Consider the following 26,599-nt stretch of genomic DNA (forward strand, 5'->3'; position numbering starts at 1 on the left):
ATCTTACTTTAAGCTATTTAAATAAGCGATCAAAGCAACTATTTCTTTGATTTCACCTTTAGCAAAAGCATCTTTTACTTCTTGATTTTTCATTTGATCAACTATAGCCTGAGCTTCAGCTTTTACTTCAGCTTGCGCATCCTCCCAAGAACCAAGTTTTGTTCCATTTTCTGTATCATAAGGAACATTGAAAACTTTTTTCACAGTTAAAGCCTCAGCATAAGCAGTTTCAATATCTGCATTATTTTTAAACATATGCTTATATGAAGGCATAATAGAATCTGGAACAACAGAAGTAGGATCCCACATATGATTTTCATGCCAATCAGCCGTTCTATAATTTCCTACACGAGCAAGATCAGGTCCTGTTCTTTTTGAACCCCAAAGAAAAGGTCTATCATAAGCAAATTCACCACTTACAGAATACATACCATAACGATCTGTTTCTGATTTAAATGGACGAATAAGCTGTGAATGACAAGCATTACAACTATCTTTAATATATACTGCACGCCCTGCAAGTTGTAAAACTGTATAAGGTTTTTTACCTTCAATTGGTCTTGCATTTTCTGCAAAATTTGGCAAAACTTCAACTATGCCTGCATAAGCAATCACTACAAAAACAGCTACAGCAAAAAAGAATGGATTTTTTTCTAACCAACTAAACATATTTTCTCCTTTTTATGCTGCCATAGGCGAAGCGCTTTTTGGTTCTTTATCAAGCACTCTTCCACAAGCAATTGTTTTGTAAATATTATAAGTAAACATAAAGAAACCGATAAGATACAACAATCCACCAATCGCTCTAATCCAATAATAAGGAACAATAGCCACAACAGTATCAATAAAGCTATAAAGCAAGTTACCATACTCATCTGTCGCTCTCCACATCATACCTTGAGTAATACCCGCAATCCACATTGAAGCAAAATAAAGAACTATACCTGTGGTTTGAATCCAAAATTGAGCTTCCATTAAAGATTTGCTATAAAGCTCTCTTTTGAAAACTCTAGGGGTCATATGATAAAGCGCAGCCATAGTCATAAATCCTACCCAACCTAATGTTCCATCATGAACATGTCCTGGAATCCAATCTGTAAAGTGTGCTAAAGCATTAACAGATTTAATTGAAAGAATTGGCCCTTCAAGTGTTGAGAACATATAGAAAGTTGATGCCAAAATCATAAATTTAATCAATGGACTCTCGCGAAGCTGACTCCACTCACCTTTCATAGTAAGCAATATATTAATCGCTGAACCCCAAGAAGGTAAAATCAATACTACAGAGAAAACCGAACCCATAGTTTGCATCCAATCAGGTACAGTTGAATAAATCAAATGGTGACCACCTGCCCAAAGATAAACAAACATTAAGCCCCAAAATGCAAATAAAGAGAGTTTATAAGAGAAAATCGGCTGACCACTTTCTTTTGGCAAGAAGTAATAAATTTGAGCAATAATACCCACAGTAAATACAAATGCCACAGCATTATGTCCATACCACCATTGTACTAAAGCATCATTTGTTCCTGCATACATTGATACACTATGCCACCATTTACCCATTCCAGTAACAAAATAAGTTGGTACTTCCATGTTGTTAAAAAGATAAAGCATAGCTATACCTAAAAATGTAGCTATATAATACCATAGAGAAATATAAAGAGTTTTTTCACGGCGAATTCCAATAAGTCCAAAAATACTTACACCCCATAAAACCCAAACAAGAACAACAAGAATGTCTAAAGGCCACTCAAGCTCTGCATATTCTTTAGATGTAGTCACACCCATAAACAAAGATATAACAGCTAAAACCATAGTAAGCATATAAAGCCAAAAATGAAGCTTACCAACAGCCATTAAAAATCTTGACTCAGCCATACTCACTTTAAGAACACGCTGACCTATATAATACCAAGTTGCCCAAATCCCTGAAAGCATAAAACCAAAAATCACACCTGAAGTATGAAGTGGTCTAAGTCTTGAAAAAGTGGCATATTCTCCTGCTAAATAATTTAAATTAGGATATGCCATTTGAAAAGCTATAAGAGTTCCTATAGCCATACCAACAATGCCGAACAATATGGTCGCAAACATAAAATATCTTGCAACCGTATAGTCGTAATTTAATACATTACCTGGATGCATCGACTTTCTCCTTAAAATTTTTGATAACAAGAGAATATTATAGAATATTAATTATACATTTTTTCTTAAAAATGATAATTTTGTTAATCATTTGTTATGCTTTATATTTTAAGGCTAAATCAGTCTTATTTATTGATATTTATCTTATAACCTAAACTTGGCACATTTTTTATAAAATCTTCACCCACTTTATCTCTTACTCTTTTTATAAATGTTCGAACAGCAGTATCGCTCACATGCTCACCTATCCAAACATTTTTCTTAATATCTTCATGCAAAACCAAAACCCCAGGTTGTTTTAAAAGCAAAGAAATAAAAGCCAATTCTTTTTTAGTTAAAACAATCTCTTTACCATTATGAATCAAAGTTCGTTTAGTTTTGTTAAATTGATATTCTTCGGAAATTTTTACAAGCATGTTTGCTTCAATTTTTTCACCTACTAAACAATCTAAGACTTTGAATAATTCTTCTATATCAACAGGTTTAATTAAATATTTATCTATACCGATATCAATGGAACGCAAAAGTCTCTCTTTCTCTGAATACGCACTAAGAACAACAATTGGGACATCATCTGAAATTTCTTTAATCTCTCTTGCCATATCCAATCCATCCATAATAGGCATAGCAATATCTGTGATAACTAAATCCGGTTTAAATTTTTTAAATTTTTTAAGCCCTTCATCTCCATTTTGAGCTCCGATTACTTTACTAAAGCGTTCGCTTAATACATTAATCAATGATTCTCTAGTCTTAATTTCATCTTCAACTACTAATATTATCAATTCTTTACATTCTTGTGACATTTTTACTCTACCCTCTCTTTTAGCTTTAAAAATACTTCAAAACAAGCCCCATCTTTTCCATTCTTAACTTTTATTTTTCCTTGGAAACTTTCGATAATTTGTCTACTTATATAAAGTCCTACTCCTATACCCTGACTAGGATGTTTTGTTGTAAAATAAGGTTGAAAAATTTTATCTAAGTTTTCTTTATCAATCCCACCAGCATTATCTTTTATTGTAATTTTCAGATAATTTTTTCCAAATTTTGAAAAAGTTATTGTTATGATTTTTCTTTTTTTGTTTTTAAATGCTTCTATTGAATTTAAAATCAAGTTAAGAAAAACTCTTATTAAACCATTCTCATATGCCAAAACTTCATAATCACTTTTCGAAACAATATTGATATTTACATGATTTTTTTCTATAGTTTCAAAAGCAATTTCTAAGGCTTTATTTAAAGTCTCTTTTATAAATACACACTGTTCTACCCCCTTATTAAACAAAGTTCTAAACACATCAATTGTTTCTGACATATTTTTAATCATATCTTTTGATTGTGAATAAATCTCAGCAAATCCTTTTTCATCTTTAAGATTTTGTTTCATTTGAAACATAGCAATACCAAGCTCATTTAACGGTTGCCTCCATTGATGAGCTATATCACTAATCATTTGCTCTAATGAAGATTTCAAAATCTCTTCATAGACTATTTTAATATCTTTTTCATTTTTTTCCAAGGCAATTTGCATTTTTTTCTCAAATTTTTTACCTAACTGTATAAATTCCTGTTGGTGATTTTTAACTGTATTTTCAAGATTAATACTTAATTCTCTTAATTTAGCGTGATTTAGAGCAAGCTCTTCATTAAGCTTAAAAGAATTACTAACATCATGAGAGAATGCTACTATTTCTATTAATTCATTATTTTTATCCAATATGGGGATTAATAAAGTTTCAAGATAGAAAGTTTTGCCTAATTTATCAATATTTTTAAAAATAACTTGATAAGGTTTTTTATATGAAAGTTTTTTTAAAAGTTCTTCAATATAACATTCCTCAACATCTGGATGTTTAAATATTGAATGTTTTTTTCCTATAAGCTCTTTTTTACTATATCCACTTATTTGACAAAGCTTATCACTGACAAAAATTAAATTTCCTTGAACATCAGCTCTTGAAAAAATTGTATTTTTTTCAAGAGCTTTAAAAAACTGATCTTTAAAAAAATCTTTCATTGAAAAGCCTTAAAACCTATATAGGCAAGATTCATACCGTAACAAACAATAACGCCATACGATAAATAATTAAACAAATTTTTCAAAAAATCACTAAAAAACTGTGAAATTTTAGAAAAAAATAACATCGCAGGTAAAGTTGATATCCCAAAAATCATCATTACCAAAATACCTTTAAAAATATTTTGCTTACTCATTGCATTGGCTATAAAAAAATACACCAATCCACAAGGAACAAAACCATTTGAAAATCCTAAAAATATGGCTGATTTTAATCCTTTAAAATTTTTAGATTTTTTAATAATTTTCTTTATAAAACTATCAAAAAAAACATTATTTTCAATAAAAGATAACATATTGCCTCTAAAAATAAGAGCAAAACCCAAAATCATCATAAATATACCAAGAATAAAAAATGACAAACTTTGAACCTTAGCATTGATTGCTAAGATATTCCCAAAAGTTCCAAAAATTATCCCTAAAGCAATATAAGCAAAAATTCTAAACAAATGATAAATAAAAGTTAATAAAAATAAATTATTGCTTTTTGAATTCAAATTTATAAAAAGTAAATTAAAACCACCACACATAGAATAGCAGTGTCCAAAACTAGATAAAAAAGCAACGCTGATAATAGCTAAAAAATCTATACTCACATCAAATTCATAAATTCTTTAAAAATATACTTGCTTTCATGAGGGCCTGAAGAACTTTCTGGGTGATGTTGCACTGAAATAATAGGATAGTCTTTATATCTTACTCCTTCAACATTATCGCCAAATAAATTTCTATGAGTGATATGAGCCACTTGAGCTAATTCTTCTGGAACATTATAATTATGATTTTGTGCGGTAATTTCTACCGTTTTTGTATCAAGATTGATCACAGGATGATTTGCTCCATGTTGTCCAAATTTCATTTTATAAGTTGCATATCCAAAAGCATTACTTAAAAGCTGGTGACCTAAGCAAATTCCAAGCATGGGAATTTTAGCTTCTGCAAGTTTTTTAATCTCTGCAATCTCTTGTTTTAAAATCCTTGGCTCACCTGGACCATTAGAAAGAAATACGCCTTGGATTTCACCTTTTTTATACAGAGTAATCAACTCATCTGCTTTAACATTATATGGATAAACTTCTACTTCAAAACCTACTTCTACAAGTTCATTTAGGATATTTGTTTTAACACCATAATCTATAACAGCAACTTTTTTCTCACTTCTTTTAGCATCATTAAATTTTTGAAAACTAGCGTTCCAAACACCTTGTTTATGAGAATAATTTTTCTTAGTGCTAACTTCTTTTACAAAATTTACTTCATCAATTTTTGCTGATTTTTCTAAGGCGATTTTTAAATCTTCTTTATTTGAAATTTCAGTTGAAATTACAGCTCTTAAATTGCCATTATTTCTTATCATTTTTACTAGATATCTCGTATCAAGTTCATAAATTCCTATTTTTCCATGTTTTTCAAGATAATCTTGCAGACTTTCTTTAGCGCGAAAATTTGAAAAACTAGAACTTAATTCACGCATTAAAACACCACTTGCAAAAATTTCCTTACTTTCATTATCATTTTCATTGGTTCCCACTATACCAATTTCTGGCATGGAAAATACGATAAATTGCCCTGCATAAGAAGGATCTGAAATAATTTCTTGATACCCTGTTAAAGAAGTGTTAAACACAAGCTCTCCAAAAAAAGTACCGCTCTTTCCAAAAGCCTTAGCACTTAAAAAAATATCATTTTCTAAATAAATATAAGCCTTCATTAAAACATACCTTTTTTTCTAAGCTCTTCTTGATAGAGTTTTTCAAAGATAAGATCGTATTCTTCGCTACCTGGAATAGGTTTTGTTTTATAATTGCTAATTTTCTCATAAACCTCATCTTCAAGTTTTTCATAAATTTTAAGATAAGACTCTATGCTTGAAAAGATTAAATTTTTAACTCTATTTTCACTCACTATAAAATTAATATAATCATTCTCTACAAGTTCTTCCAAAATTTGATGCGCTAGATGATTATGTCTATCTTCAGAATCTAAAATCACATTAAATTCAGGAGCTAACTTTTTCTTCACAAGCCAAAACATATTTTTACGATCTACTTGCATAAGCTCCATTTCATCTTCTTGTTGCTCTAAAAGCTCTTTTACTCTTTCATCTAATTTTCTTTCATTTAGAATATCTTTCTCTAAAACTTCTATTATACATACCTTAAGCTTTTCTAATTGATCTTTAATTTCTACAAAAGAAGAATTAGCTATATCTAACATCATTTTATTTGCGATATAAGGAATATGTGGTAATTTTATACGCATCTTGAAAACCTTTTATTTAATAATGTTTGAAATAATAGCTTATTTTTGGTAAAAGAATGTTAAAAATGAAAAATTTTCATTCTTTTAATCACCTAATTACTAGCATTATTATCTAAATTTTTCAAAAGTAAAGTAAGCTCGCTAGCTTTTTTTGGATCCATTTTAGATAAAACACCTGAAATTTTACGCGATTCCAAAGAAAGCATTATTTTACTTGCATCCTCTGCATCCATTTGACTTAAAACATCTGCAATGGCTGCATCTTTCATTTGGGAATAAATTTCTTTAACCCTACCTTGAGTTTTATCATTGATTGAATTTAAAATCTTTTGTTGTTCTTCTACAAGCCTTGCGTTTTCAAGCTTTAATTCTTCAATTTTTGCCAAAGTTGCATTAACCTCAGCCTCTTTTTTTTCTAAATTTTCAAGCCTTTCTTTTTGCAAAGCTTCAAAAGAGGCTTTATAAGCTTCTAAAGATTGTCTTGCTTCATCAAATTCTCTAGTTTGCAATTCAATTTGAGCTTTTCTAGCTTCAAAATACTGCTCACAATCTTGTTCAGCTCCAAAAACTACACTTGAAATAAAAACTAACAATATAAATTTTTTAATCATCTTTTTCCCCTTTGAAAAAACGACTGATTGCAATTTCATCTAAAAATTTTTCTTCAGCCTTCGCAAATTCTTTTTGTTTTTGTTTAATTTCCTCAGTTTCCAAAGCCTTCATTTTTTCATAATCTAAATGCGCTTTTTGATATAAAAACTGATAATGATTCATTTCTTTTTTAGAAAGTTCTACTTTCTCCTTAGCTCTTGCCAAAGCCTCGCGTCCTACTTGCGCCATACTTAAATTTGATCTTAATTCTGCTATAGATCCTGATTTTGGCAATACGCCTAAACTTTCACACTCTTGGCGTGAAAGTTCATAAGCTTTTTCATGTTCAAGCTGTCTTTGTTTGGCTTGATTAAGATTTGATTCTGCTTTATCAAGTTGTTGTTTTCTTACTTTTACAACAGAATTATATTTACTTTTCATAAGATGATAGTATCATCTCTTTCAGGGCTAGTGGAAATATACTTTACTTTAACCCCTGCAAGCTCTTCAAGTCTTGCTATATATTTTTTAGCATTTTCTGGCAATAAATCATAATCTTTTATACCAAAAACTTTATCCCAACCATCCATTTCTTCATAAATAGGTTGAACATTTTCTAAATCACTTGGTATATAGTCGATTTCCATGCCCTTATATTCATAAGCACGACAAATTTTTATCTTTTCAAAACCATCTAAAACATCAAGCTTCATCAAAGATAAAGCATCAAGACCATTAAGCCTTGCTGTATATCTTACAGCAACCGCATCAAACCATCCACAGCGTCTTTTACGTCCCGTGCTTACGCCAATTTCTTTTCCAATTTGTGCAATTTTTTCTCCATCTTCGCCCTTATCCTCAGTAGGAAAAGCTCCATTTCCCACACGCGTTGCATAAGCTTTTACAATACCTATAATATTTCCCGCTTCTTTAGGATTTAATCCAAGTCCTGTTAAAGCGCCTGCTGAAATAGTACTTGAACTTGTAACATAAGGATAAGTTCCATGATCAATATCAAGCATAGAGCCCTGAGCTCCTTCTAAAAGTACTCTTTTATCTTCATCTAAAGCCTTCCAAAGCATTCTTGTAGTATCTGTAATATAAGGAGTTAAAATTTCATTAAAGCGTTTTAAATCAGCAAGCAATTCTTCAGCACTTGGAATTTCAATTTCAAGCATTTCAAAAAAAGTTTTATTAGCTTCAAAATCTTTCATCAAAGCCTCACAAAGTCTTTGTGGTTCTAAAAGCTCTCCAACTCTATGTCCTGTACGATTAATCTTATCTGCATAAGAAGGTCCTATACCCTTACCTGTTGTTCCTATGGCATTTTTGCCTTTGAGTTTTTCTTTTGCAATGTCTATTAAAGAATGATGTTTTAAATTTAAATGAGCTCTATCACTGATATATAATCTACCTTTTAAATTTTCAAATTGAGCCATTTCAGCAATCAATACTTCAGGAGAAACCACAACTCCATTTCCGATAATATTAATACATCTTGGATGCAAAACTCCACTTGGCATAAGATGAAGCGCATATCTTACACCATTTACCCAAATCGTATGTCCTGCATTGTGTCCACCTGCACTTCTGCAAACAAAATCATAATTTTCACATAATTTATCAACTACCTTACCTTTTCCTTCATCGCCCCATTGAATGCCGACAATAATATCTGCTTTGCTCATAAAAATTTCCTTGATTTTACTTAATATTGGCGAGAAGATGAGAGAATCGAACTCCCCAAAGAATAGTCAACTATCCTTTCATCTGATTTGAAGTCAGTGGCGATCACCAGATACGCTAATCTTCCAAAGTGATAATTATAGCGATTTTTAATGAAAAACAAAATAAATTTATCAATATTCTTTTTGACTTCATGTTAAATTTAAGCTATAATCTCACTCTTTTTTTAGCATCAAGTTTTGATGATTACATTTTTAGGATCTTTCTTTGAATTCTTTTAAACAAAAATATTTAATCAATTTTTGGGACAATTCCCGTTCTATGATTGCACTTGGAATTTTAAGTGCAGTGTATTTTGGGATTTTTGGTGGCGTTTGGGCTGTTACTGGAGAAATGACGCGTTGGGGTGGTGAATTTTTAGAACTTTTAGGTATGAATTTAGATGGGTATTCTTATTACCAAAAGCAAAATTTAAATGGAACCCCTTTAACAAGAACTGATGGTATTATGCTCATAGGTATGTTTATAGGTTGTTTAGTAGCCGCACTTTTAGCTAACAAAGTCAAATTTCGTCTACCTGCTAGCAATATAAGAATTTTTCAAGCAATAGTAGGTGGAATTCTTTCAGGATATGGAGCAAGACTTGCATTTGGATGCAATTTAGCTAATTTTTTTACAGGTTTACCTTATTTTTCTTTGCACACTTGGCTTTTTACTGTTTTTATGGTTTTAGGAATTTATCTAGGAGTGAAAATTTGCAACACTTCCTTTTTTAAACCTAAAGCTAAATTAGAACGGGTAAATAAAGAAAACTTGCCGCTAAATAAGCAAAGTTTGCGTACAAAACTATATTTTAACTTAGGCATATTGCTTTTCATAGCCTTTTTAGTTTGGGTGTTTTATCTTGTTTTTACAAATGGCAATATCAGCACACAAAACAAACAAAGTCTTCTAGCTTTAGCACTGATTTTTGGTTTTGTTTTTGGCTTTGTTATTTCTAGAGGACAAATTTGTTTTACTTCTTGCTTTAGAGATTTATTTTTATTTGGTAGAGATAATGCTATAAAAGGCGCATTAATTGGCATGATTATCGCTTCTTTAATCGCTTTTGCTTTTATCTTGCAAGGTCATACTAGCAAACTCATAGAACTTTCTCCTGCTGTAGCTGTGGGAGCATTTTTGTTTGGTTTTGGCATAGTTTTTGCCGGAGGTTGTGAGTGTGGTTGGGCTTATCGTGCCTTTGAAGGACAAAGTCATTTTATGATAGTAGGAATTGCTAATATAATAGGAACTATGATTTTAGCTTTAAGTTATGACTTTTTACCAAAGGCTTTTAAAGAAGGTATAAAAATCAATCTTTTAACCGAATTTGGCAATTTAAATGGATTTTTTATCAACCTTATTTTATTCATCTTAATATTTGCTTTTGTAGTATTTTACAAAAAATACTTCTTTAAAAATCAACTTAAAGGATAAACAGTGAAAATTACTTATAGTTTAAATTTACAAGGTGAAGCTTGTCCTTATCCTGCTATAGCAACACTTGATGTCTTACCTAAGCTTCAAAGCGGAGAAATTTTGGAAGTGCTTTGTGATTGCCCACAAAGTATCAATTCCATACCTCAAGATGCAAAAAACCGTGGTTTTAAAGTGCTTGAAATCGATCAAAGTGGACCCACGCTAAGATTTTTAATACAAAAGCCTTAAAAAAGGCTTTTGTTCTCAAAGCTCTTTTAACATCTTTTCATAAGCTGCTTTAGTTCCAGATCTTACATTTGTAAATAAACTTGCAATAATAATCACCACCGAAGCTGCTAAAAACCCTGGAACTATTTCATAAAGACCCGAATTTGCAAAATTCTTCCAAAGTACCACAGTAGCAGCTCCTGTTATCATACCTAAGATCGCTCCTACTCTTGTCATCCTACTCCAAAATAAAGAAAAAAGCATTACAGAACCAAAAGAAGCTCCAAATCCAGCCCATGCATAAGAAACTATACTCAAAACACTTGAGTTTTTATCAGTAGAAATCAAAAACGCTATTACAGCTACTAGTAAAACACCTAATTTACCTAAATTTAATACAACATGACTTGGCGCATCTTCTCTAAAAATCTTTTTATAAAAATCTTCCGCTATAGTAGAACTTGAAACCAGCAATTGTGAACTTGCCGTACTCATAATAGCCGCTAAAATAGCACTGAGTAAAATACCTGCTATCCAAGGATTAAATAAAAGCTGCGACATCACGATGAAAATCTTTTCAGGATCTTGCAAACTTAATTCAAATTTATGCACATAAGCTATACCCAAAATACCTATCATACAAGCACTTAAAAGACAAACCGCCATCCAAGCAATACCTATAAAAGTGGCCATAGGAATATCTTTAGTAGAACGAATCGACATAAAACGCACTAAAATATGTGGTTGACCAAAATAACCCAAACCCCAAGCAAGTGCAGATATAATACTTATAACTCCCACTCCTTCGCCCATAGATAAAGCTTGTGGCTTTATTTCTCTTACTATATTCATCGCTTCACCAAAGCCACCTAAATGATAAAGCATAACCAAAGGCACAATGATTAAAGCCATCATCATTAAAAGCCCTTGTATCATATCCGTCCAACAAACTGCCTTATATCCACCTAAAAAAGTATAAGCAACAATAATAATCGTTCCAGTAGTTAAAGCATAATCATATCTGATACCAAAAGTACTTTCAAAAAGTTTTGCTCCACTTACAAGCCCTGATGAAACATAAAAGGTAAAAAATATCAAAATTACCACCGCACATACAATGCGTAGTATGTGTTTATCATCATCAAAACGAGTTTCAAAATAATCAGGAATAGTCAAAGAATTTGCAATCACGCTGGTATAAATTCTAAGTCTTTTTGCCACAAAAATCCAATTTAAACTAGCTCCTATAGTAAGTCCAATTGCAATATAAGAATCTATAAAGCCACTTACATATAAAGCTCCTGGTAATCCCATTAAAAGCCAACCACTCATATCAGAAGCCCCTGCGCTAAGTGCAGATATCACAGGCCCCATAGTACGCCCACCTAAAAAATAATCTTCTGAATTTTTATTTTGCTTATAAAAATAAAAACCTATATAAAGCATCAATAAGGCATAAGCTACAAACATCACTGCTATTGGGGTATTAATTTGAACTACTTCCATCAATCTCTCCTTGATCATTAAGATATTGCTCTAATGCCTAAATTTCCATAGCGATGAAAAGATATACTTAAAGCTTTTTCATTAAAATAATTTAAAAGTTCAAAACGACCATTTAACAATGGCTTTTCTCTTATGATGATTTTAGCAAGCTTTGCAGCCTCTTTATAAATCTCATCATTTACATCTGGCTTTGCCAAATAACGCACTCTTTCATATTCTTTAATACTCTTGATAAAATTTTCTTTATTTTCTTTTAAAAATAATACTTTTGCTCCTATACTTTGAACAATTCGTTCTATCATACTAATATCTTGCTCATCATAACTGATACTTAGATCAATATTTGCAATATTTGCACCTAAAATCACCCCTAAAACATCTTTTAAGCTTTCATTTCCACAAAGTCTTAAAACCATATTCTTTATTTTAGTATAAGAAAAAAGATTATCTTCTCCACGTATATTAACATAATCTTTTGAAACACTAAACTCATTTTTATAATGATAAGCATAAGATTGAGACATTTTAATTAAATCGTTCATAAAATCTTGTGCTTCTTTTAAATCTATTTGTGCTAATTTTTTTGAAAATTTATCTTCAATTAAATGATCATCAAAATCTTCTTGCTTAATCTCTAAAAATTGAGTGATATAATTATAAATTCCCACTTTTCTACCCAAACCTATAGCTGATTTTTTAACCCCTCCAAAAGGCTGACGAAGGACTATAGCACCTGTGGTTGGTTTGTTGATATAAATATTTCCTGCTTCTATATGAGTGTGAAAATACTCCCATTCTCTTTCATCTAAGCTTTCAAAACCTGCAGTTAAACCATAACCTGTGGAATTTACTATATCAATAGCTTCTTTTAAGTCTTTAGCCTTCATTACACTTAAAATCGGTACAAAAAGTTCATTCATATGAGTAAAATCACCCTTTTTAGTGCCATATTTTATACCTGGAGTCATCAAATAAGGATTATTCTCTAAAAACTTAGGTTTTAATGCCCATTCTTCATAAGGTTGTAATTCATCTAAGGCCTTTTGAACTTTAGAACTTGGCTTATCAGCCAAAGTACCCAATTTATTTTTAAATTCAAAAGGATTGCCCACTGCCATAGAACTTGCAGCATCTACTAAAGTCTTTTTAAATTCTTCATCATTATAAACCTCTTCTTCTAAGACTAACAAAGAAGTAGCCGAACATTTTTGACCACTATTGCTAAAAGCAGAATGAATGATATTTTTAATCGCACTATCACGATCAGCAAATTTAGAAACTATAGTCGCATTCTTTCCGCCCGTTTCAGCACTTAAAAGCAAGGTTGGATTAGCTTTTAACATAGCATAAGCAGTATCCTCCCCTCCTGTAAGAATTGAAAATTTAATCGCTTCATCAACAAGTAAATATTTAGAAATATCACTTCCTTTTGAAGGTAAGAAAATCAAAGCGTCTTTTGGAATACCTGCATCCCAAAAACACTTACAAAGCATATAACCTGTTAGAGTTGAAAGTGAAGAAGGTTTGTAAATCACCACATTACCTGCAGCTAGTGGTGCAGCTATGGTGCCCACTGAAATCCCTATAGGAAAATTCCAAGGAGCTATGGTAACCCCTATGCCCTTAGGTGTGAATTTAACTTTTGGATTTTGTTTTTTAAGCTCTTCTAAAGAGTGCGGATAAAACTCTATAAAATCAATAGCCTCACTTACTTCAGGATCGATCTCTAAAAAGGTTTTGCCCACTTCTAAAGCTGCCAAACCTATCAAATCCCCTCTTCTTTCTCTCATAAGTTTTGCACTTTTAGCTAAAATTTGATAAATTTCATCATGACTTTTTTGTGTAAATTTGGAATTTTTAGCTACTTCTAAAGCTTGTTTGATTTCTTTTTCTCCGGCTAAATAAGCCTTTCCTATCACTCTATCTTCAATCTTATCTTTAACTTCTAAAACATTTAAATTTTCTGCTTTAAAATCAAGCTCACCTATAACAGGATAAACATCATAATCTTTTAAATTTTCATATTTAGCTTTAATTTCTTTAGCCCATGCTCTATTTTGCGCTAAAATAAAATCCGTATCACTTTCGTTGCTAAATTTTTTACTTTCATAAGAACTTATGATATTTGATTCTTTATTTCTATCTTGCTTACGATGTGTAGTATTATCAAGCGTTTTTATGCCTTCTAAAGATTTTAAAAAAAGTTCTTTTTGAGCCTTCCAATTTTCATCTCCTACTTTAAGATTGAAAAAATAACGCATAAAATTATCTTCACTTGTATTTTCATCAAGGCGTCTTACAAGATAAGCAATGGCATTGTTAAAATGTGCTTCATCGCAAACTGGAGCATAAAGGATTAAATCATGCATTTTAGATAATTCATAAGAACATTGCAAACTCATACCTTCAAGCATTTCAAAAGTAAAAGAATCTAAAGCACCCGCTTCACTTATGCGTGTATAAGCATAAGCAATCTCAAAGATATTATGACTTGCAATTCCTATGTTGATGTATTTATGATTATCTCCTTCAAGAATAAAATCAAGCATTTTATTATAATTGCTATCAGTATCTATTTTTTTATAAAAAGTAGGAAGTTCCCAGCCTTTTTGAGATGCAATGGTTTCTTCACTTTCCATATTAGCACCCTTAACAAAACGGATCTTAATAGGCTTCATACCTTTTAAAACCCTCTCTTTTGAAAAAGAAAAAAGTTTTTTAAGATACTCATAAGAATCAGGAATATAAGCTTGCAAAACAATGCCCGCTTTAATATCAAATTTGGCCACACTTTCCATAAAAGCTGCAACGGTGAGTTCTAAATCTCTAAATTCTTCCATATCCAGATTGATAAATTTAGATACACCTTGTTTTTTCTCTTCTTCTAAGGCTAAAGCATAAAGATAATCTAGTCTTTTTACTACCTCTTCTTTGGAATAATCAAAATCTATAATATTAATTTGTGAAAAAATCGTAGTAATTTTTATGGAAATATAAGTGATATAACTTGATTTTAAAGCCTCTTCATATTTTTGCATACGATATTTACTCTCAGCTTCACCTAAAACCTCTTCGCCGATTAAATTCACATTTAAGGTAATTTTATCTTGCTCTTTTCTTTTTTTAATATGCGGCTCTAAAACACTAGCGTTTGCATCTAGAACCATAGCTTTAGTATCTTCTCTTAAATGTTTGACAAAAAAAGGTACACTTAAATTAGGAGCAAATTTGCCAAAATTTAAAAAGCTAAAAAGTAGAAATTTTTCAAAAGTGCTAAAAAAATCCGCTATGCCATATTTACTCAAAGTATATTCTATAAGCTCAAAACTTGCATTTTTATCTTTGCATCTAAAAGAACGATCTAAAAGTTCTATAAGCATAACTTTATTTTTGGGATTGTTAAGAAGTTTTTGCATTTTAGCATGAAATTCTTTTTCAGAATTTGAAATATTGGCTTCTATTTGTCCTTGCAATTCTTCAGCTAAGGCTAAAGCTTTTTGTATCATTTCGTATCTCCTAAGATAAAATAAATTTTAATAAATAATATATAAATAAGATAAAAATAATATTTTAAATCATAGAAAATGTATAAAAAATGATAAAAAAAATTTTAATGGGTATATAAGTAACAAAAATTAAGAAATGATAATATCATTTTCTTGCTTATTTACAACCTTAGCAATAATTTTAGCTTGAATATTTTCATCTTCTAGTTTTTTTAAACATTCTAAGGATTCTTTTTCACTTATAGAAATTAAAAGTCCTCCTGAAGTTTGCGGATCACAAAGTAATAATTTTTCTTCATTTAAATCAGGGATAAGTTCTTTTATAAATTCTAAATTTTTATAAGCTCCAGCAGGAATTAAACCCATATTAAAATACTCTTTTACTCCATCTAAAAAAGGAAGTTCACTTTCAAAAATTTCAAAAGAAATATTTTTATTTAGCATTTCTTTTAAATGTCCTAAAAGTCCAAAACCTGTGACATCACTCATGGCACTTGGATGAAATTTAAGAGCAATTTGACTGGCTTTATAATTTAACTCCATCATACTTTTAAGCATTATATCTAAATGTTTTTGATTTAACATTTGTGCCTTTAAAGCCGTACTTAAAATTCCTGTTCCTAAAGGCTTGGTTAAAATAATACAATCTCCAACTTTAGCCGTATTATTAGCAATAAATTTACTAGGATGTACTTTTCCTGTAACACTAAGTCCAAAAAAAAGCTCAGTGCTTTCTATAGTATGGCCACCCACAACTAAAGCATTGCATTCTTGAACCTTATCATTTGCACCTTCTAAAAGCTCTTTTAAGATATTTATATCATGATTACAAGTATCAAAACCTACTATATTTAAGGCATTAATTACCTCTGCACCCATAGCAAAAACATCGCTTAAAGCATTTGCTGCAGCAATAGCACCAAAATGATAAGCACTATCTACTATAGGAGTGATAAAATCAAGCGTTTGCACCAAAGCTAAATCGGGACTGATTTGATATACGCTTGCATCTTCATTATTTCCGATATCACTAAGTAAAGCAGGAGTTTTTTGCATGAAATTTAAAATTGTTTTAAGACCACCCGGGCTTAATTTCGCTGCTCAGCCTGCTGCTTTAACAAAATGCGTTAAATTTTGATTTTTATATTGCAGTGTTTTTCCTTATAGAGTAATGATTTTTGCTTTACCAAAAAGCTCGTTTAAAATTTCATAAGCATTGCCTATATTTCCTATTTTAAGTTCTTTGCTTTTATTAAAAAATTCTAGACAAGCTCCACAACTTATGATCTCAATACCTAAATTTTCAAGTTCTTTCATAGCTAAATGTGCTTTATGATTTTCATCAACATTGATTAAAACACTTTCATTTACGCAAAGAATTTTACTTGGAGCATGATCTAAATTTTTTAAGGTACTTAAAAATCCTACAAGTAAATTTTGTCCCAATTCACCCTCACCCACTTTGTCGGTTTTTAAAAATAAAACATTATAATCGTGAATATTTACTTTACTAGAATCAAAATTCTTTTTTTGTACTTTGATGCAAAACTCTTGTGCATTTTCATCTACAACAGGGTTTAAATTTAAAGAGTTAAGAAATTTTACAACATTATTTTTTGAAATAATAGAATTTAAAACAATTTCTAAAATTTCATTTTCTTGAAGTTTTTCAAGAGCGTTTTTTGTTTCAACTATAGGCTGAGGACAAGATAGATTGCGACAATCAATTTTCATTATTTTTCCTTGATATTAGCTTTGAAAAATAATATTATTTTATTACTTGTTTTGTGTTTAAAAATTTTAAATAATATAGAAAAAATTTAAAAGCTCAAAAATGAGCTTTTTTAAAATCTTTTTTTATTCACATCTTCAAGAATTGCCGCAGCAATTTGATTGACTTCATTTGTTATATTATTGGTGACATTTGCAACTTCGACATTTTCCTTAGTTACAGTTTCAAGTTGTGCTATAGCATCGTTAATCTGTGTGATTCCTGCTGTTTGTTCTTTTACAGATTCTGCTACTTCATTTACGCTTTGAACAAGTATATTAATATTTGCCTCGATTTCAGATAAGGATTTTCCTGTTCTTTCCGCAAGCTGTCTTACCTCATCTGCAACAACTGCAAAACCACGCCCATGTTCTCCAGCACGTGCAGCTTCAATAGCTGCATTTAAAGCAAGAAGATTCGTTTGCTCAGCGATATCTTTAATCACATTGACAATATTTTTTATATCATCAGCTTGTGAAGCAACCTCAACTGTTTTTCCACTTACATTTTGCATAGAAGAATTAATCTCCTCCACAGCTGCAGCCGATTGTTCTAAAGAACTCGCTTGTGCATTAGAGCCATCAGCAAGTTTTTGCATAGAATTTTTTAACTCTTCTGACTGATTGGCTAAATCTTTAGCAAAATTTGAAGAAGCCAAAAGCATCTTTTTAATTTCTTTGCCTAAAATATTAGTTGTAATCTCAACTTCACCTTTAGCATTAAATACTTCTGTACTAAAATCAAGAGCCTTATAACTATCAAAAACTCTATTAATTTCATTCATATTAGAACCAATTTTACTTTGTAAAACATCAAGCATCCTATTAAGAACATTTTTAAGTTCTACTAATTGAGGATTTATAGGATTTTTAGTAATTCTTGCAGTTAAATTACCCTTTTCGATTTCTCTAGCAGTTTGCACCGATTCATCTACAGCATTTTGATCTTGTTCTAAAGATATTTGAATCTTTTCAATATTTTCATTTATGATTCTTCCCATTGCTCCTAGCTCATCATTAGCACGAATTTCAATAGCCTTAGGTTCAATTTTTTCATGATTTAAAAAACGGAAAAATGATTCTAAAGAACTAAGAATCACAGGCAATCTAGATGCGACAATTTTTCTTACGCAATAATAAACCACTCCTAAAACAACAAAAATAAAAATAAAAGATGCACCAAGAATAATTAATTGTAATTTTTTTAAGGGTTTAAATACTGAATATTTAGGAGCAGTTACCAAAACTGCCCAAGAACTATCTTGCACTTTAAAACTATTAATCGCAGCATAAGAATCATCACCATCAGAAGCTATATAGTTAAAAACTCCATTTTTTCCTTCACTTATGGCCTTATAAGTTTCTTGTGCACCTTTATTAGGATTGATATCTTTTAAATTTTTTAAAACTAGATTTTTATTTGGATGTATCGCCATAAAACCATCTGAATTTAAAAGAACTCTTAATTCACCATCATATTTTTGACCTTTAGGGTCTAAAAGATAAGTAGCAATATCTGAAAAATCTAAAGTCATGCCTATGACACCTACAACTTGATTTTTTCGATCAAAAATAGGCATAGCAACATTTACAGCATCAAAATCTTGACCTTCTAAATTCATCTTAATAGGACGGCCTATATATACTTTATTTTCCCCATATTTTGCTTTTTTTAATATATCTTGCACAACTTGCAGATTAGCTATTTCATCACTAGCTTGTATTGCTTTTATTCCGCCTTTATTATCCTTTTCTTCATCAGCGTAAAGCATAACAAATTTTCCACTTTGAGTATTAAAAAATTTACTCTCTTCTTTAAAGTATTCTGGCGGATCAATAAGATATAAATAAGTAAAATTAGAATAAGCACTATTATCAAAAGTATTGGTTATAATATTTGTTATATTGTCTATATCTAAATCTTCTTTAGAGGTTGATCTAAACATTTCTGTTAAAGTACCTGAAATACTTTTATTTAAAGCGATCATTTCCCCAAAAATTCCTTGAGTTTGAGTAGCATATTCTTTCGTGATAGAAGCAAGAATATCTTCTGTATTTTTGGTAATATTTTGACTTACTTGTTTTGTGATTAATGAAATTAAAATAACAAGTCCAATAACAACAACAGCTGCCACAGAAAAAATAAGTTTTAAACCTATATTTAAAGATTTAAACATCTTATAACTCCTAAAAAATAAAAAATTTAGATTCTAATTTTAACATATTTTTAAAAAAAATAATATTAATTAATTATAAAAAAATTATGTATTAGTATTTTTTGATAGAAGATTTATTTTTTTCCTTTTAAAAACAATTCTTTAAAGCGTTTATTAGCGTATTCTTCTATGTCTTTTTGCAAAATAGAGTAATTTTCCATCAATTCCATAGCTCTAGGAGTAAGTTTTGTTCCTGATTCTTTAGAGCGTCCTTGTCTTGTGCTAACTAAAATTTCTTGAGAATTTTTTTGTAAGGTTTGTAAATGCATCCAAGCTTTTTTATAATTAATCCCCATAAGTTTAGAAGCATGTAATAAACTACCTGTTTGTCCGATAAGTTCTAAAAGTTCTGTTTTTCCTCGACCAAAAAGCAAATCTCCATCCGCATTTTCAATCCAAGTTTTTGTTCTTACTATAAATTGCTTACCTTTTTTTTCTTTAAAACAACCAAGTTGACAATACTTTACATCAACCTTATAAGTTTTTAAAGCTGAACGCATACTTTTAAGTCCACAACCTTCTTTAGCAATATCTCTTGCATCTTTACAAAAAATTCTACGCTTTTCATCTAAACTAGGTTCTATTTTTTTAAGCACTTCAATCTTTGCTTTTTCAAAATCTAAATGTCCAAATTGCCCCAACTCGCAATTATCAATTCTCATGTGATTTTCATCGGCTAATTGTCCGATTTTTTCTATATTTACATTAAATTTCTTTGCAATTTTAAAAGCCGTACCACAATCTAATTTTTCATTACTATTTAACAATTCTCTCATATATGAGATGATTTCTTTTTCTTGATTTTTATCCATGAATTCTAAATTCTCCACTATAAATATTAATCTTATTTTCTCTAGCAAAACCACAAAGCGTTAAATCAAATTTTCTTGCTATCATAACTCCTAAACAAGTAGGAGCCGTGCGTGAAACAAGTACTGGAATTTTATGCATAACTGCTTTAGCTACCATTTCAGAACTTAGCCTTCCACTAACCATTAAAAAACATTGACTTAAATCAACCCCAGCTAAACGTGCTTTTCCTAAAGCTTTATCTATGGTATTATGCTGAGCTATATCTTCACCTATAAAAAAAGTTTTCTCATCTACAAAAAGCTTAGCCGTATGTACACAGCCTGTTTTCTCATAAAGCTCGCATTGAGTATAAAAAGTACTCATTTGTTTTAAAATTTCATCTTTGCTAAATTTTACATCAGAACTAATTTTACTCGCTTCAATAGCTTCTGGATCGATATTGGCAGTATGTGCTCTACCGCAACCACTTATAACTACACCTTCAGCATTAAGCTTTGCTAAATTTTCTTTATCAATCTTTGCTTTAATATGCACACTCATACCATCATCTTTTGTTTCTATGCTCTCAATATCGCTTACTTTCGCAATGATATTTTCGCTCATTAAATATCCTATTGCTAATGCCTGTTCATCTACAGGAGTTGCCATTAAAGCACCTACTCTTTCATCATTAATAAAAATTTCAAGCTTAATTTCACGCACTAAAGTATCATCACATGTAAAAGAATCATCACCTTTATATTTTAAAATTTGAGTTGTAAATAACGGATCCATACCTTATCCTTTAAATATCTTTAAATAATATTATATCAAAAAAACATAAATAACAAATTTATATATGGAAAAATAGATTTTAGATTCAACTTATAAAATAAAATTCGTTCTATTTATTTCAAAAAAGCTTAAAACTACCGCTATGCAATAACATAGCGGTTAAAGATTAAATTTTTACATTAGGATCATAAGAAAAACTAGGTTCAATTTGCTTTTTATTGCTTAATTCTTTATACCAATAAGAATGTAAAATATAAACCTCTTCTTCTTCTTTATAACCACTAATCATAGAATGGATACTGCCTTTGATTGCAAATACTGCCATATAAATATGCACGCCAAAAAACACTGCACACACTATGCCTAAGAAATTATGCACTATAGCTGAAATTCTTAAAAGTTCAATTTGAGTTAAACCAAAAAGACCTTGAATTGCCGTGGAATTAAAATCAAGAAAATACATAAATCCACCTGTGATTATCATCAAAAATCCACCAAATACAGCTATATAATACCAAGATTTTTGACCAAAATTAAACTTACCTGCAGGTACAGGACGTTTTACTTTGCTTAAATAACCACCTACTATCATCATCCATCTGATATCATAACTTGCAGGAAGCATTCTTTTAATCCACCATAAAAACATAGGGATTATAGAGATGATAAATAAAACCGTTGCAAAAGCATGTAAATTTTTACAAACCCTTACAAAAAGTCCGCCTCCAAAAGTCGCCCCAAACATCATCACAAAACCAGTTGGCACTAAAATCACCCAAGAAATTGCCGCGATAAAATGAAAAAGTCTTTCAAATAATGTAAAAGCATAAATTTTCTTTCCATCGTGTGAAAATTGCTTAGGTCCTATAACCATATAATGCAAAGCAAATGCAGATAATACCGCAATAACAGCAATTAAAGCTATAGTAGCTATATATTCACCTTGTAAAGTTGTCCAAAGTTTGCCAAAAGTATCATAATTTGGGATATTTGTAATACGATGAAAATCCCAAATTTGAGTATCTTGTCCCATTCTCTCGCTACCATAAGCAAATAAACTCGCTACGCTTAATAAAAGCGTTACAAATACTTTTCTCATAAGCGTTCCTTTCCTGTGTAAGCAATCTTCCACTCCAAACTTTCCGAAGGATTTGGAATGCCATAATTTCTATTCATAAGTCTATTATGATAAATCTCTTCTATTTTAGAACTTTCACCTACTAAAAGTGCTTTTGTCGAACACATCGCAGCGCATACAGGAACTTTTCCTTCTGCGATACGATTTTGCCCATAAAGTTCTCTTTCTTTTTCTGAATTCGTTGCTTCAGGGCCACCTGCACACATAGTACATTTATCCATAATGCCTTTATTTCCAAAAACACTATCTTTTGGAAATTGTGGTGCACCAAAAGGACAAGCATAAAGACAATATCCACAACCTATGCAAATTTCTTTATCATGCAAAACAATACCATCAGCACGGATGTAAAAACAATCCACAGGACAAACGATAGAACAAGGAGCATCATCACAATGCATACAAGAAATAGAAGTTGAAACTTCTTTTCCTTGAATTCCTTCATTTAAAGTAATCACACGGCGACGGCGAATATGAATAGGAAGCTCATGTGCTTCATCACAAGCTACCGCACAACCATTACAATCAATACAACGCTCATTATCACAAAAGAATTTCAAGCGTTCTTTTTCTAAATTTGCAAAATTTACCTTACTCATTTTCCATCCTTACTGATTCTACAAAGCCCACCTTTAGTCTCTGGAATCTGACACATGATATCATAACCATAATTTGTTACCGTATTAGCACTTTCTCCACTTGCATAAGGTTTTGTTCCTTTAGGGAAATTGTGCGTTAAATCCACGCCTTGCATAACTCCTGTAAAATGGAAAGGCAAGAAAATCATATCTTTTGCTACACCTGGATTAACCTTCACTCTTACATGAATTTTAGTACCTTCTGGAGAATGTACCCAAATCATATCTCCTGCTTTAATGTCTTGCTCTTTTGCTAATTCAGGATTGATCTCACAAAACATTTCAGGTGTTAAACGCGTTAGATACATAGATGCTCTATTTTCCATACCTGCACCATTTAAATTCACAAGTCTTGCAGTAACAAGATTAAGCGGGAATTCTTTAGAATAATCCTTAGCTTGTTGCACAGACACAAATTTAGTATCCACGCGGTAAAGCGCTTTTTGATCTTCAAAACTTGGATATTTTTGCACCAAATCGTTTCTTGGAGAATGTAAAGGCTCACGGTGGAGTGGAATTTTATCTTTAAAAGTCCAAACTACAGCTCTAGCTTTAGCATTTCCATAAGGAACTATGCCTTTTTCTATACATTTAGTTGCTATGATATTGCTATCATCATAAGACCAAGTTGATCCCATTTTTTCTTTTTCTTGGGCACTTAAAGTAATACCTAAAACTTTTTCTATATTATCTTTAGTAATTTGTGGATAACCTGTATCAATAGGTGAATTTAAAGGCGCATTTTTAGCAAGTAAACTCTCTCCTTCATACTCAAGTCCAAAATTATTTCTAAAGCCCATACCACCTTTTGCGACTTCAATGTCGGTATTATAAAGTACAGGAGAACCTGGGTGCTTATCACTCCAACAAGGCCAAGGAAGCCCGTAATACTCACCAGCAACTTCATCTTTTCCTTCTAAAGTTACCTCATCAAATTTATCCCAGTATAAAGTATGCTTTTTAAGCCTTTCAGGACTCCAACCATTAAGCCCTATACTTCTAACTGCTTTTGCAATTTCTCTTGTTGCATTTTCAGGCCAAACAATCTCACCTTTTTCATCGCGTAAAGTCTTGGTAAAGTCTTCATAAAAACCTAATTTTTTAGCAAGCTCAAATAAAATTTCTTGATCTTCCATGCTTTCATAAAGTGGATCTACAACTTTAAATCTCCATTGTCCGCTACGATTTGTTGCTGTTACACTTCCGCTTGTTTCAAACTGTGTTGCTGCAGGTAAAAGATAAATTCCATCTTTTCTTTCTGCAATAATGCCTGCTTCATTTACAAAAGGATCGGCTAAAACTAAAAGCTCTAAAGCTTCCAAACCTTCTTTAACTTTTACTTGTTGTGCAGTCGAAGTGATACCATTTCCCATAACTACTAAAGCTTTTAAAGGCGTTCCTGCGTTATCGATAGCATCATTTCCATCTTTTCCATTTAAAGCCGCTGCCCACCATCTAGCAAGTGAAAGTCCGGTTTTATGCATCCAATCTTTGCTTACAAAATTTCCTAAAAGCCACTCATAATCCACACCCCAAATTTTGGCATAGTATCTCCAAGTCGCTTCATTTAAAGGATAATAACCTGGTAAATTTTCGCTCAAACAAGCCATATCTGAAGCACCTTGAACATTATCATGTCCGCGTAAGATATTAACTCCACCACCAAATTTACCTATATTTCCAAGTACCATTTGCACAATAGGTGCTAAACGTGTATTTGAAGTTCCTACAGTGTGTTGAGTTAAACCCATAGCCCAAATAAGCGTAGTTGGTTTGTTTTTAGCTACTTCGTGAGTGATTTGCACCAAAAGTTCTTTAGAAATTCCTGTAACATTTTCCACCTCTTCAGCTGTCCATTTTGCCGCTTCTTCACGAATTTTATCGATTCCAAAAACTCTTTCATCAAGATATTTTGTATCTTCTAAACCTTCATCAAAGATGATTTTTAGCATTCCATACATGAAAGCAATGTCAGTTCCTGGACGAATTCTTGCATAAATATCCGCTTTTGCTGCACTTTTTGTAAATCTAGGATCTACAACGATAAGCTTTGCACCTTTTTCTTTTGCTTTTAAGAAATGTCTAAAACCCACAGGATGATTTACCGCTGGATTTGCCCCAATGATAATGATACATTTACTTCTTTGAATGTCTCCAAGATGGTTTGTCATAGCGCCATAACCAAATGTATTCGCCACACCGGCGACTGTTGCGCTGTGTCAAATTCTAGCTTGATGATCTACATTGTTTGTTCCAAAAAACGCTGCAAATTTACGTACATAATAAGCTTGTTCATTGCTCATTTTTGCAGAACCTAAAAACATAACACTTTCAGGATTTTCTTTACGATAAGCAGCTAGTTTTTCTCCGATCTCACTTAAAGCTTGCTCATAACTTATGCGTTTCCATTCTCCATTTTCTTTTTTCATAGGATATTTTAAACGCACATGTGAACGCACCATATCGATCATATCAGATCCCTTGCAGCAATGTCCACCTGAACTCACAGGATGATCTTGAGCGATTTCTTGACGCACCCAAACACCATTTTGCACTTCTGCAATAATCCCACAGCCTACAGAACAGGCTGTACAAACTGTTTTTACTTTTTTACTACCTTCATAAGCTTCTTTAAGCTCATCAGCACTCGCTTCTCTTAAAGTTTCACTTCTAGCAAGCAACGGTGTTGCTAGACTTGAAAGTGCTGCCATTTTAAGAAAAGAACGACGCGTAAGCTTGATATTTTCACCTACACTTGACATTACTCAGCCTTTATATAATAATTTTCCCAATTAGCACTTCTTTGAAAAAGCACTTCTTTTTTCTTGCTTTTACCTTTAACCAAATCTTTTCTTTCTTCATCTTTAGCTAGAGCTAAAGTTGTGCTACCAAGCACTCCAGCAGCCCCTAAGGCAAAAGCGGATTTTTTAAGAAATTCCCTGCGATTTTTCACGAGTCCTCCTTTGTTTATTTGCTTCTCTTCTTAAAAATTCCGAACGCGATAGATCATTTTGCACTTTTTTAGAATTTATTTTTGCAGGTTTTTCCACTTCAAAGCAAAGTCTTTCAAATTCCATAAAAGCCATCGCAATACTTGCAATTTCCTTATATAAATTCGCATTTTTATTCATGAAAACATCGCCTAAAAATTCATCAATGCTTTTATTGATCACTTTTTCAAAAAGCTCTTTAGCTAAATCATCTTCATTTTGCCTTAAAAATTCACTCATCAACAATAAACAAAATCCAACACTATCTTCACTTTCTTTAAAAAATTTTTCATTGCGTCTTATTTTACTTTTGACTAAAATTTGACGCACGCAAAGTAAAGGATTTGAATTTTCAAAACCTTCTTCTATGTAAGAAAAAGTCGTTGGAATGCTGTTTTTAAGACTTAAAAAAAGCAAATCGTATTCTTTAAAAAATGCTTGTATAGAATTTTCATCATCTAAATGCTTAAGCAAGATATCAAAATTTGATTTTAAATTTTCATCAAATAAACATTCTTGCATTGTCTTTAAATACTCTTGTAATTTTGACAATCTTTCTTCAGAAAATGAAAAAACAAAAAGCTCTCCTAGACATTGATAATAAAGACTTCTAGCTAATCTTAATTTTTCCAAATCCATTAAAGCCTCCATGCATTCAAAATTTTCAAAAATAGCTTTAAATTTTGCTTGAATGAATATTATGCAAAATATACCTAATATTCATTTTAAAGCCGATTTTTAAATCGATTTATCTTAATACTATTTGATTTAAAAATCACTGAATTTCAATAAAAT

24 protein-coding genes and 1 tRNA gene are annotated in these 26,599 nt (G+C 31.2%); 2 read left to right on the plus strand and 23 right to left on the minus strand.

Translation table 11 applies throughout. From position 1 onward, the window contains the following. Nucleotides 1-3: 3 nt before the first annotated feature. The 11 genes from ccoO to SR63_RS07155 form a co-directional block, all read right to left on the minus strand. Nucleotides 4-669: a cytochrome-c oxidase, cbb3-type subunit II gene (ccoO, locus tag SR63_RS07105; protein WP_002855439.1), complete on the minus strand. Its 666-nt coding sequence runs from the start codon at nt 667-669 to the stop codon at nt 4-6. A gap of 12 nt (nt 670-681) precedes the next feature. Further along, on the minus strand, nt 682-2,148 hold the full coding sequence (gene ccoN, locus SR63_RS07110) for a cytochrome-c oxidase, cbb3-type subunit I (RefSeq protein WP_002851405.1): 1,467 nt from the start codon (nt 2,146-2,148) through the stop codon (nt 682-684). Nucleotides 2,149-2,273: 125 nt separating this feature from the next. After that, a complete protein-coding gene (gene bumR, locus SR63_RS07115) occupies nt 2,274-2,954 on the minus strand; it encodes a butyrate response regulator transcription factor BumR (protein ID WP_002855907.1) in 681 nt (226 codons plus the stop codon). Nucleotides 2,955-2,956: 2 nt separating this feature from the next. Beyond that, a complete protein-coding gene (gene bumS / locus SR63_RS07120; protein WP_002932343.1) occupies nt 2,957-4,168 on the minus strand; it encodes a butyrate sensor histidiine kinase-like phosphatase BumS in 1,212 nt (403 codons plus the stop codon). Then, nucleotides 4,165-4,824 (minus strand): sulfite exporter TauE/SafE family protein, encoded by a 660-nt coding sequence (locus tag SR63_RS07125; protein ID WP_002867047.1) that lies wholly within the window; start codon nt 4,822-4,824, stop codon nt 4,165-4,167. Before SR63_RS07125 ends, bumS begins: the two co-directional genes overlap by 4 nt. Continuing rightward, the gene (gene carA / locus SR63_RS07130) at nt 4,821-5,939 is read right to left on the minus strand and encodes a glutamine-hydrolyzing carbamoyl-phosphate synthase small subunit (RefSeq protein ID WP_002867048.1); all 1,119 of its coding nucleotides are present in this window, start codon (nt 5,937-5,939) and stop codon (nt 4,821-4,823) included. Before carA ends, SR63_RS07125 begins: the two co-directional genes overlap by 4 nt. Beyond that, complete coding sequence (locus SR63_RS07135) at nt 5,939-6,490, minus strand: DUF507 family protein (RefSeq protein WP_002851269.1); 552 nt, start codon at nt 6,488-6,490, stop codon at nt 5,939-5,941. Before SR63_RS07135 ends, carA begins: the two co-directional genes overlap by 1 nt. Before the next feature lie 92 nt (nt 6,491-6,582). Next, entirely contained in the window at nt 6,583-7,101 is a 519-nt protein-coding gene (locus tag SR63_RS07140; RefSeq protein ID WP_002851265.1) for a MotE family protein, read from the minus strand. Continuing rightward, the gene (locus SR63_RS07145) at nt 7,094-7,522 is read right to left on the minus strand and encodes a flagellar export protein FliJ (protein WP_002867049.1); all 429 of its coding nucleotides are present in this window, start codon (nt 7,520-7,522) and stop codon (nt 7,094-7,096) included. The genes SR63_RS07140 and SR63_RS07145 overlap by 8 nt, the downstream gene beginning before the upstream one ends. After that, a complete protein-coding gene (locus tag SR63_RS07150) occupies nt 7,519-8,769 on the minus strand; it encodes an adenylosuccinate synthase (protein ID WP_002862151.1) in 1,251 nt (416 codons plus the stop codon). The genes SR63_RS07145 and SR63_RS07150 overlap by 4 nt, the downstream gene beginning before the upstream one ends. 27 nt (nt 8,770-8,796) lie before the next feature. Further along, a tRNA-Sec gene (locus SR63_RS07155) sits at nt 8,797-8,894 on the minus strand. A 140-nt stretch (nt 8,895-9,034) separates the two neighbouring features. On the opposite strand from SR63_RS07155, the gene yedE reads away from it, so the two are divergent. Both yedE and yedF (SR63_RS07165) read left to right on the plus strand, forming a co-directional pair. After that, nucleotides 9,035-10,243: a selenium metabolism membrane protein YedE/FdhT gene (gene yedE, locus SR63_RS07160; protein ID WP_002877467.1), complete on the plus strand. Its 1,209-nt coding sequence runs from the start codon at nt 9,035-9,037 to the stop codon at nt 10,241-10,243. 3 nt (nt 10,244-10,246) lie between these two features. Beyond that, nucleotides 10,247-10,474, plus strand: coding sequence for a sulfurtransferase-like selenium metabolism protein YedF (yedF, locus tag SR63_RS07165; RefSeq protein WP_002867050.1), 228 nt, complete (start codon nt 10,247-10,249; stop codon nt 10,472-10,474). A 15-nt stretch (nt 10,475-10,489) separates the two neighbouring features. On the opposite strand, the gene putP is transcribed toward yedF (SR63_RS07165), so the two are convergent. The 12 genes from putP to SR63_RS07225 all read right to left on the minus strand — a co-directional run bounded on the left by putP (nt 10,490) and on the right by SR63_RS07225 (nt 26,455). Further along, on the minus strand, nt 10,490-11,959 hold the full coding sequence (gene putP, locus SR63_RS07170) for a sodium/proline symporter PutP (RefSeq protein ID WP_002867051.1): 1,470 nt from the start codon (nt 11,957-11,959) through the stop codon (nt 10,490-10,492). 17 nt (nt 11,960-11,976) lie between these two features. After that, entirely contained in the window at nt 11,977-15,465 is a 3,489-nt protein-coding gene (locus tag SR63_RS07175; RefSeq protein ID WP_002867052.1) for a proline dehydrogenase family protein, read from the minus strand. Nucleotides 15,466-15,594: 129 nt separating this feature from the next. Further along, the gene (gene selD / locus SR63_RS07180; protein WP_079254163.1) at nt 15,595-16,617 is read right to left on the minus strand and encodes a selenide, water dikinase SelD; all 1,023 of its coding nucleotides are present in this window, start codon (nt 16,615-16,617) and stop codon (nt 15,595-15,597) included. Between the two features lie 9 nt (nt 16,618-16,626). Next, complete coding sequence (yedF, locus tag SR63_RS07185; RefSeq protein ID WP_002860696.1) at nt 16,627-17,199, minus strand: sulfurtransferase-like selenium metabolism protein YedF; 573 nt, start codon at nt 17,197-17,199, stop codon at nt 16,627-16,629. 110 nt (nt 17,200-17,309) lie between these two features. Next, complete coding sequence (gene ccaA / locus SR63_RS07190) at nt 17,310-19,412, minus strand: aspartate chemotaxis receptor CcaA (RefSeq protein ID WP_002858883.1); 2,103 nt, start codon at nt 19,410-19,412, stop codon at nt 17,310-17,312. A 113-nt stretch (nt 19,413-19,525) separates the two neighbouring features. Continuing rightward, on the minus strand, nt 19,526-20,263 hold the full coding sequence (locus SR63_RS07195; protein ID WP_063674803.1) for a winged helix-turn-helix domain-containing protein: 738 nt from the start codon (nt 20,261-20,263) through the stop codon (nt 19,526-19,528). Then, nucleotides 20,256-21,038: a formate dehydrogenase accessory sulfurtransferase FdhD gene (gene fdhD, locus SR63_RS07200; RefSeq protein WP_002867056.1), complete on the minus strand. Its 783-nt coding sequence runs from the start codon at nt 21,036-21,038 to the stop codon at nt 20,256-20,258. The genes SR63_RS07195 and fdhD overlap by 8 nt, the downstream gene beginning before the upstream one ends. A gap of 166 nt (nt 21,039-21,204) precedes the next feature. Next, nucleotides 21,205-22,137, minus strand: a complete 933-nt coding sequence (locus tag SR63_RS07205; RefSeq protein WP_002855824.1) for a formate dehydrogenase subunit gamma — start codon at nt 22,135-22,137, stop codon at nt 21,205-21,207. Continuing rightward, nucleotides 22,134-22,775 (minus strand): formate dehydrogenase FDH3 subunit beta, encoded by a 642-nt coding sequence (fdh3B, locus tag SR63_RS07210; protein ID WP_002851264.1) that lies wholly within the window; start codon nt 22,773-22,775, stop codon nt 22,134-22,136. Before fdh3B ends, SR63_RS07205 begins: the two co-directional genes overlap by 4 nt. Continuing rightward, the gene (locus SR63_RS07215) at nt 22,772-25,576 is read right to left on the minus strand and encodes a formate dehydrogenase subunit alpha (RefSeq protein ID WP_022552433.1); all 2,805 of its coding nucleotides are present in this window, start codon (nt 25,574-25,576) and stop codon (nt 22,772-22,774) included. Before SR63_RS07215 ends, fdh3B begins: the two co-directional genes overlap by 4 nt. Further along, a complete protein-coding gene (locus SR63_RS07220; RefSeq protein WP_002851537.1) occupies nt 25,576-25,767 on the minus strand; it encodes a twin-arginine translocation signal domain-containing protein in 192 nt (63 codons plus the stop codon). Before SR63_RS07220 ends, SR63_RS07215 begins: the two co-directional genes overlap by 1 nt. Then, on the minus strand, nt 25,742-26,455 hold the full coding sequence (locus tag SR63_RS07225; RefSeq protein ID WP_012006785.1) for a molecular chaperone: 714 nt from the start codon (nt 26,453-26,455) through the stop codon (nt 25,742-25,744). Before SR63_RS07225 ends, SR63_RS07220 begins: the two co-directional genes overlap by 26 nt. Nucleotides 26,456-26,599 lie beyond the last annotated feature (144 nt).

Origin of the sequence: Campylobacter sp. 2014D-0259 (genome assembly GCF_008000505.1) — a bacterium.
Taxonomy (GTDB): Bacteria; Campylobacterota; Campylobacteria; order Campylobacterales; family Campylobacteraceae; genus Campylobacter_D; species Campylobacter_D jejuni.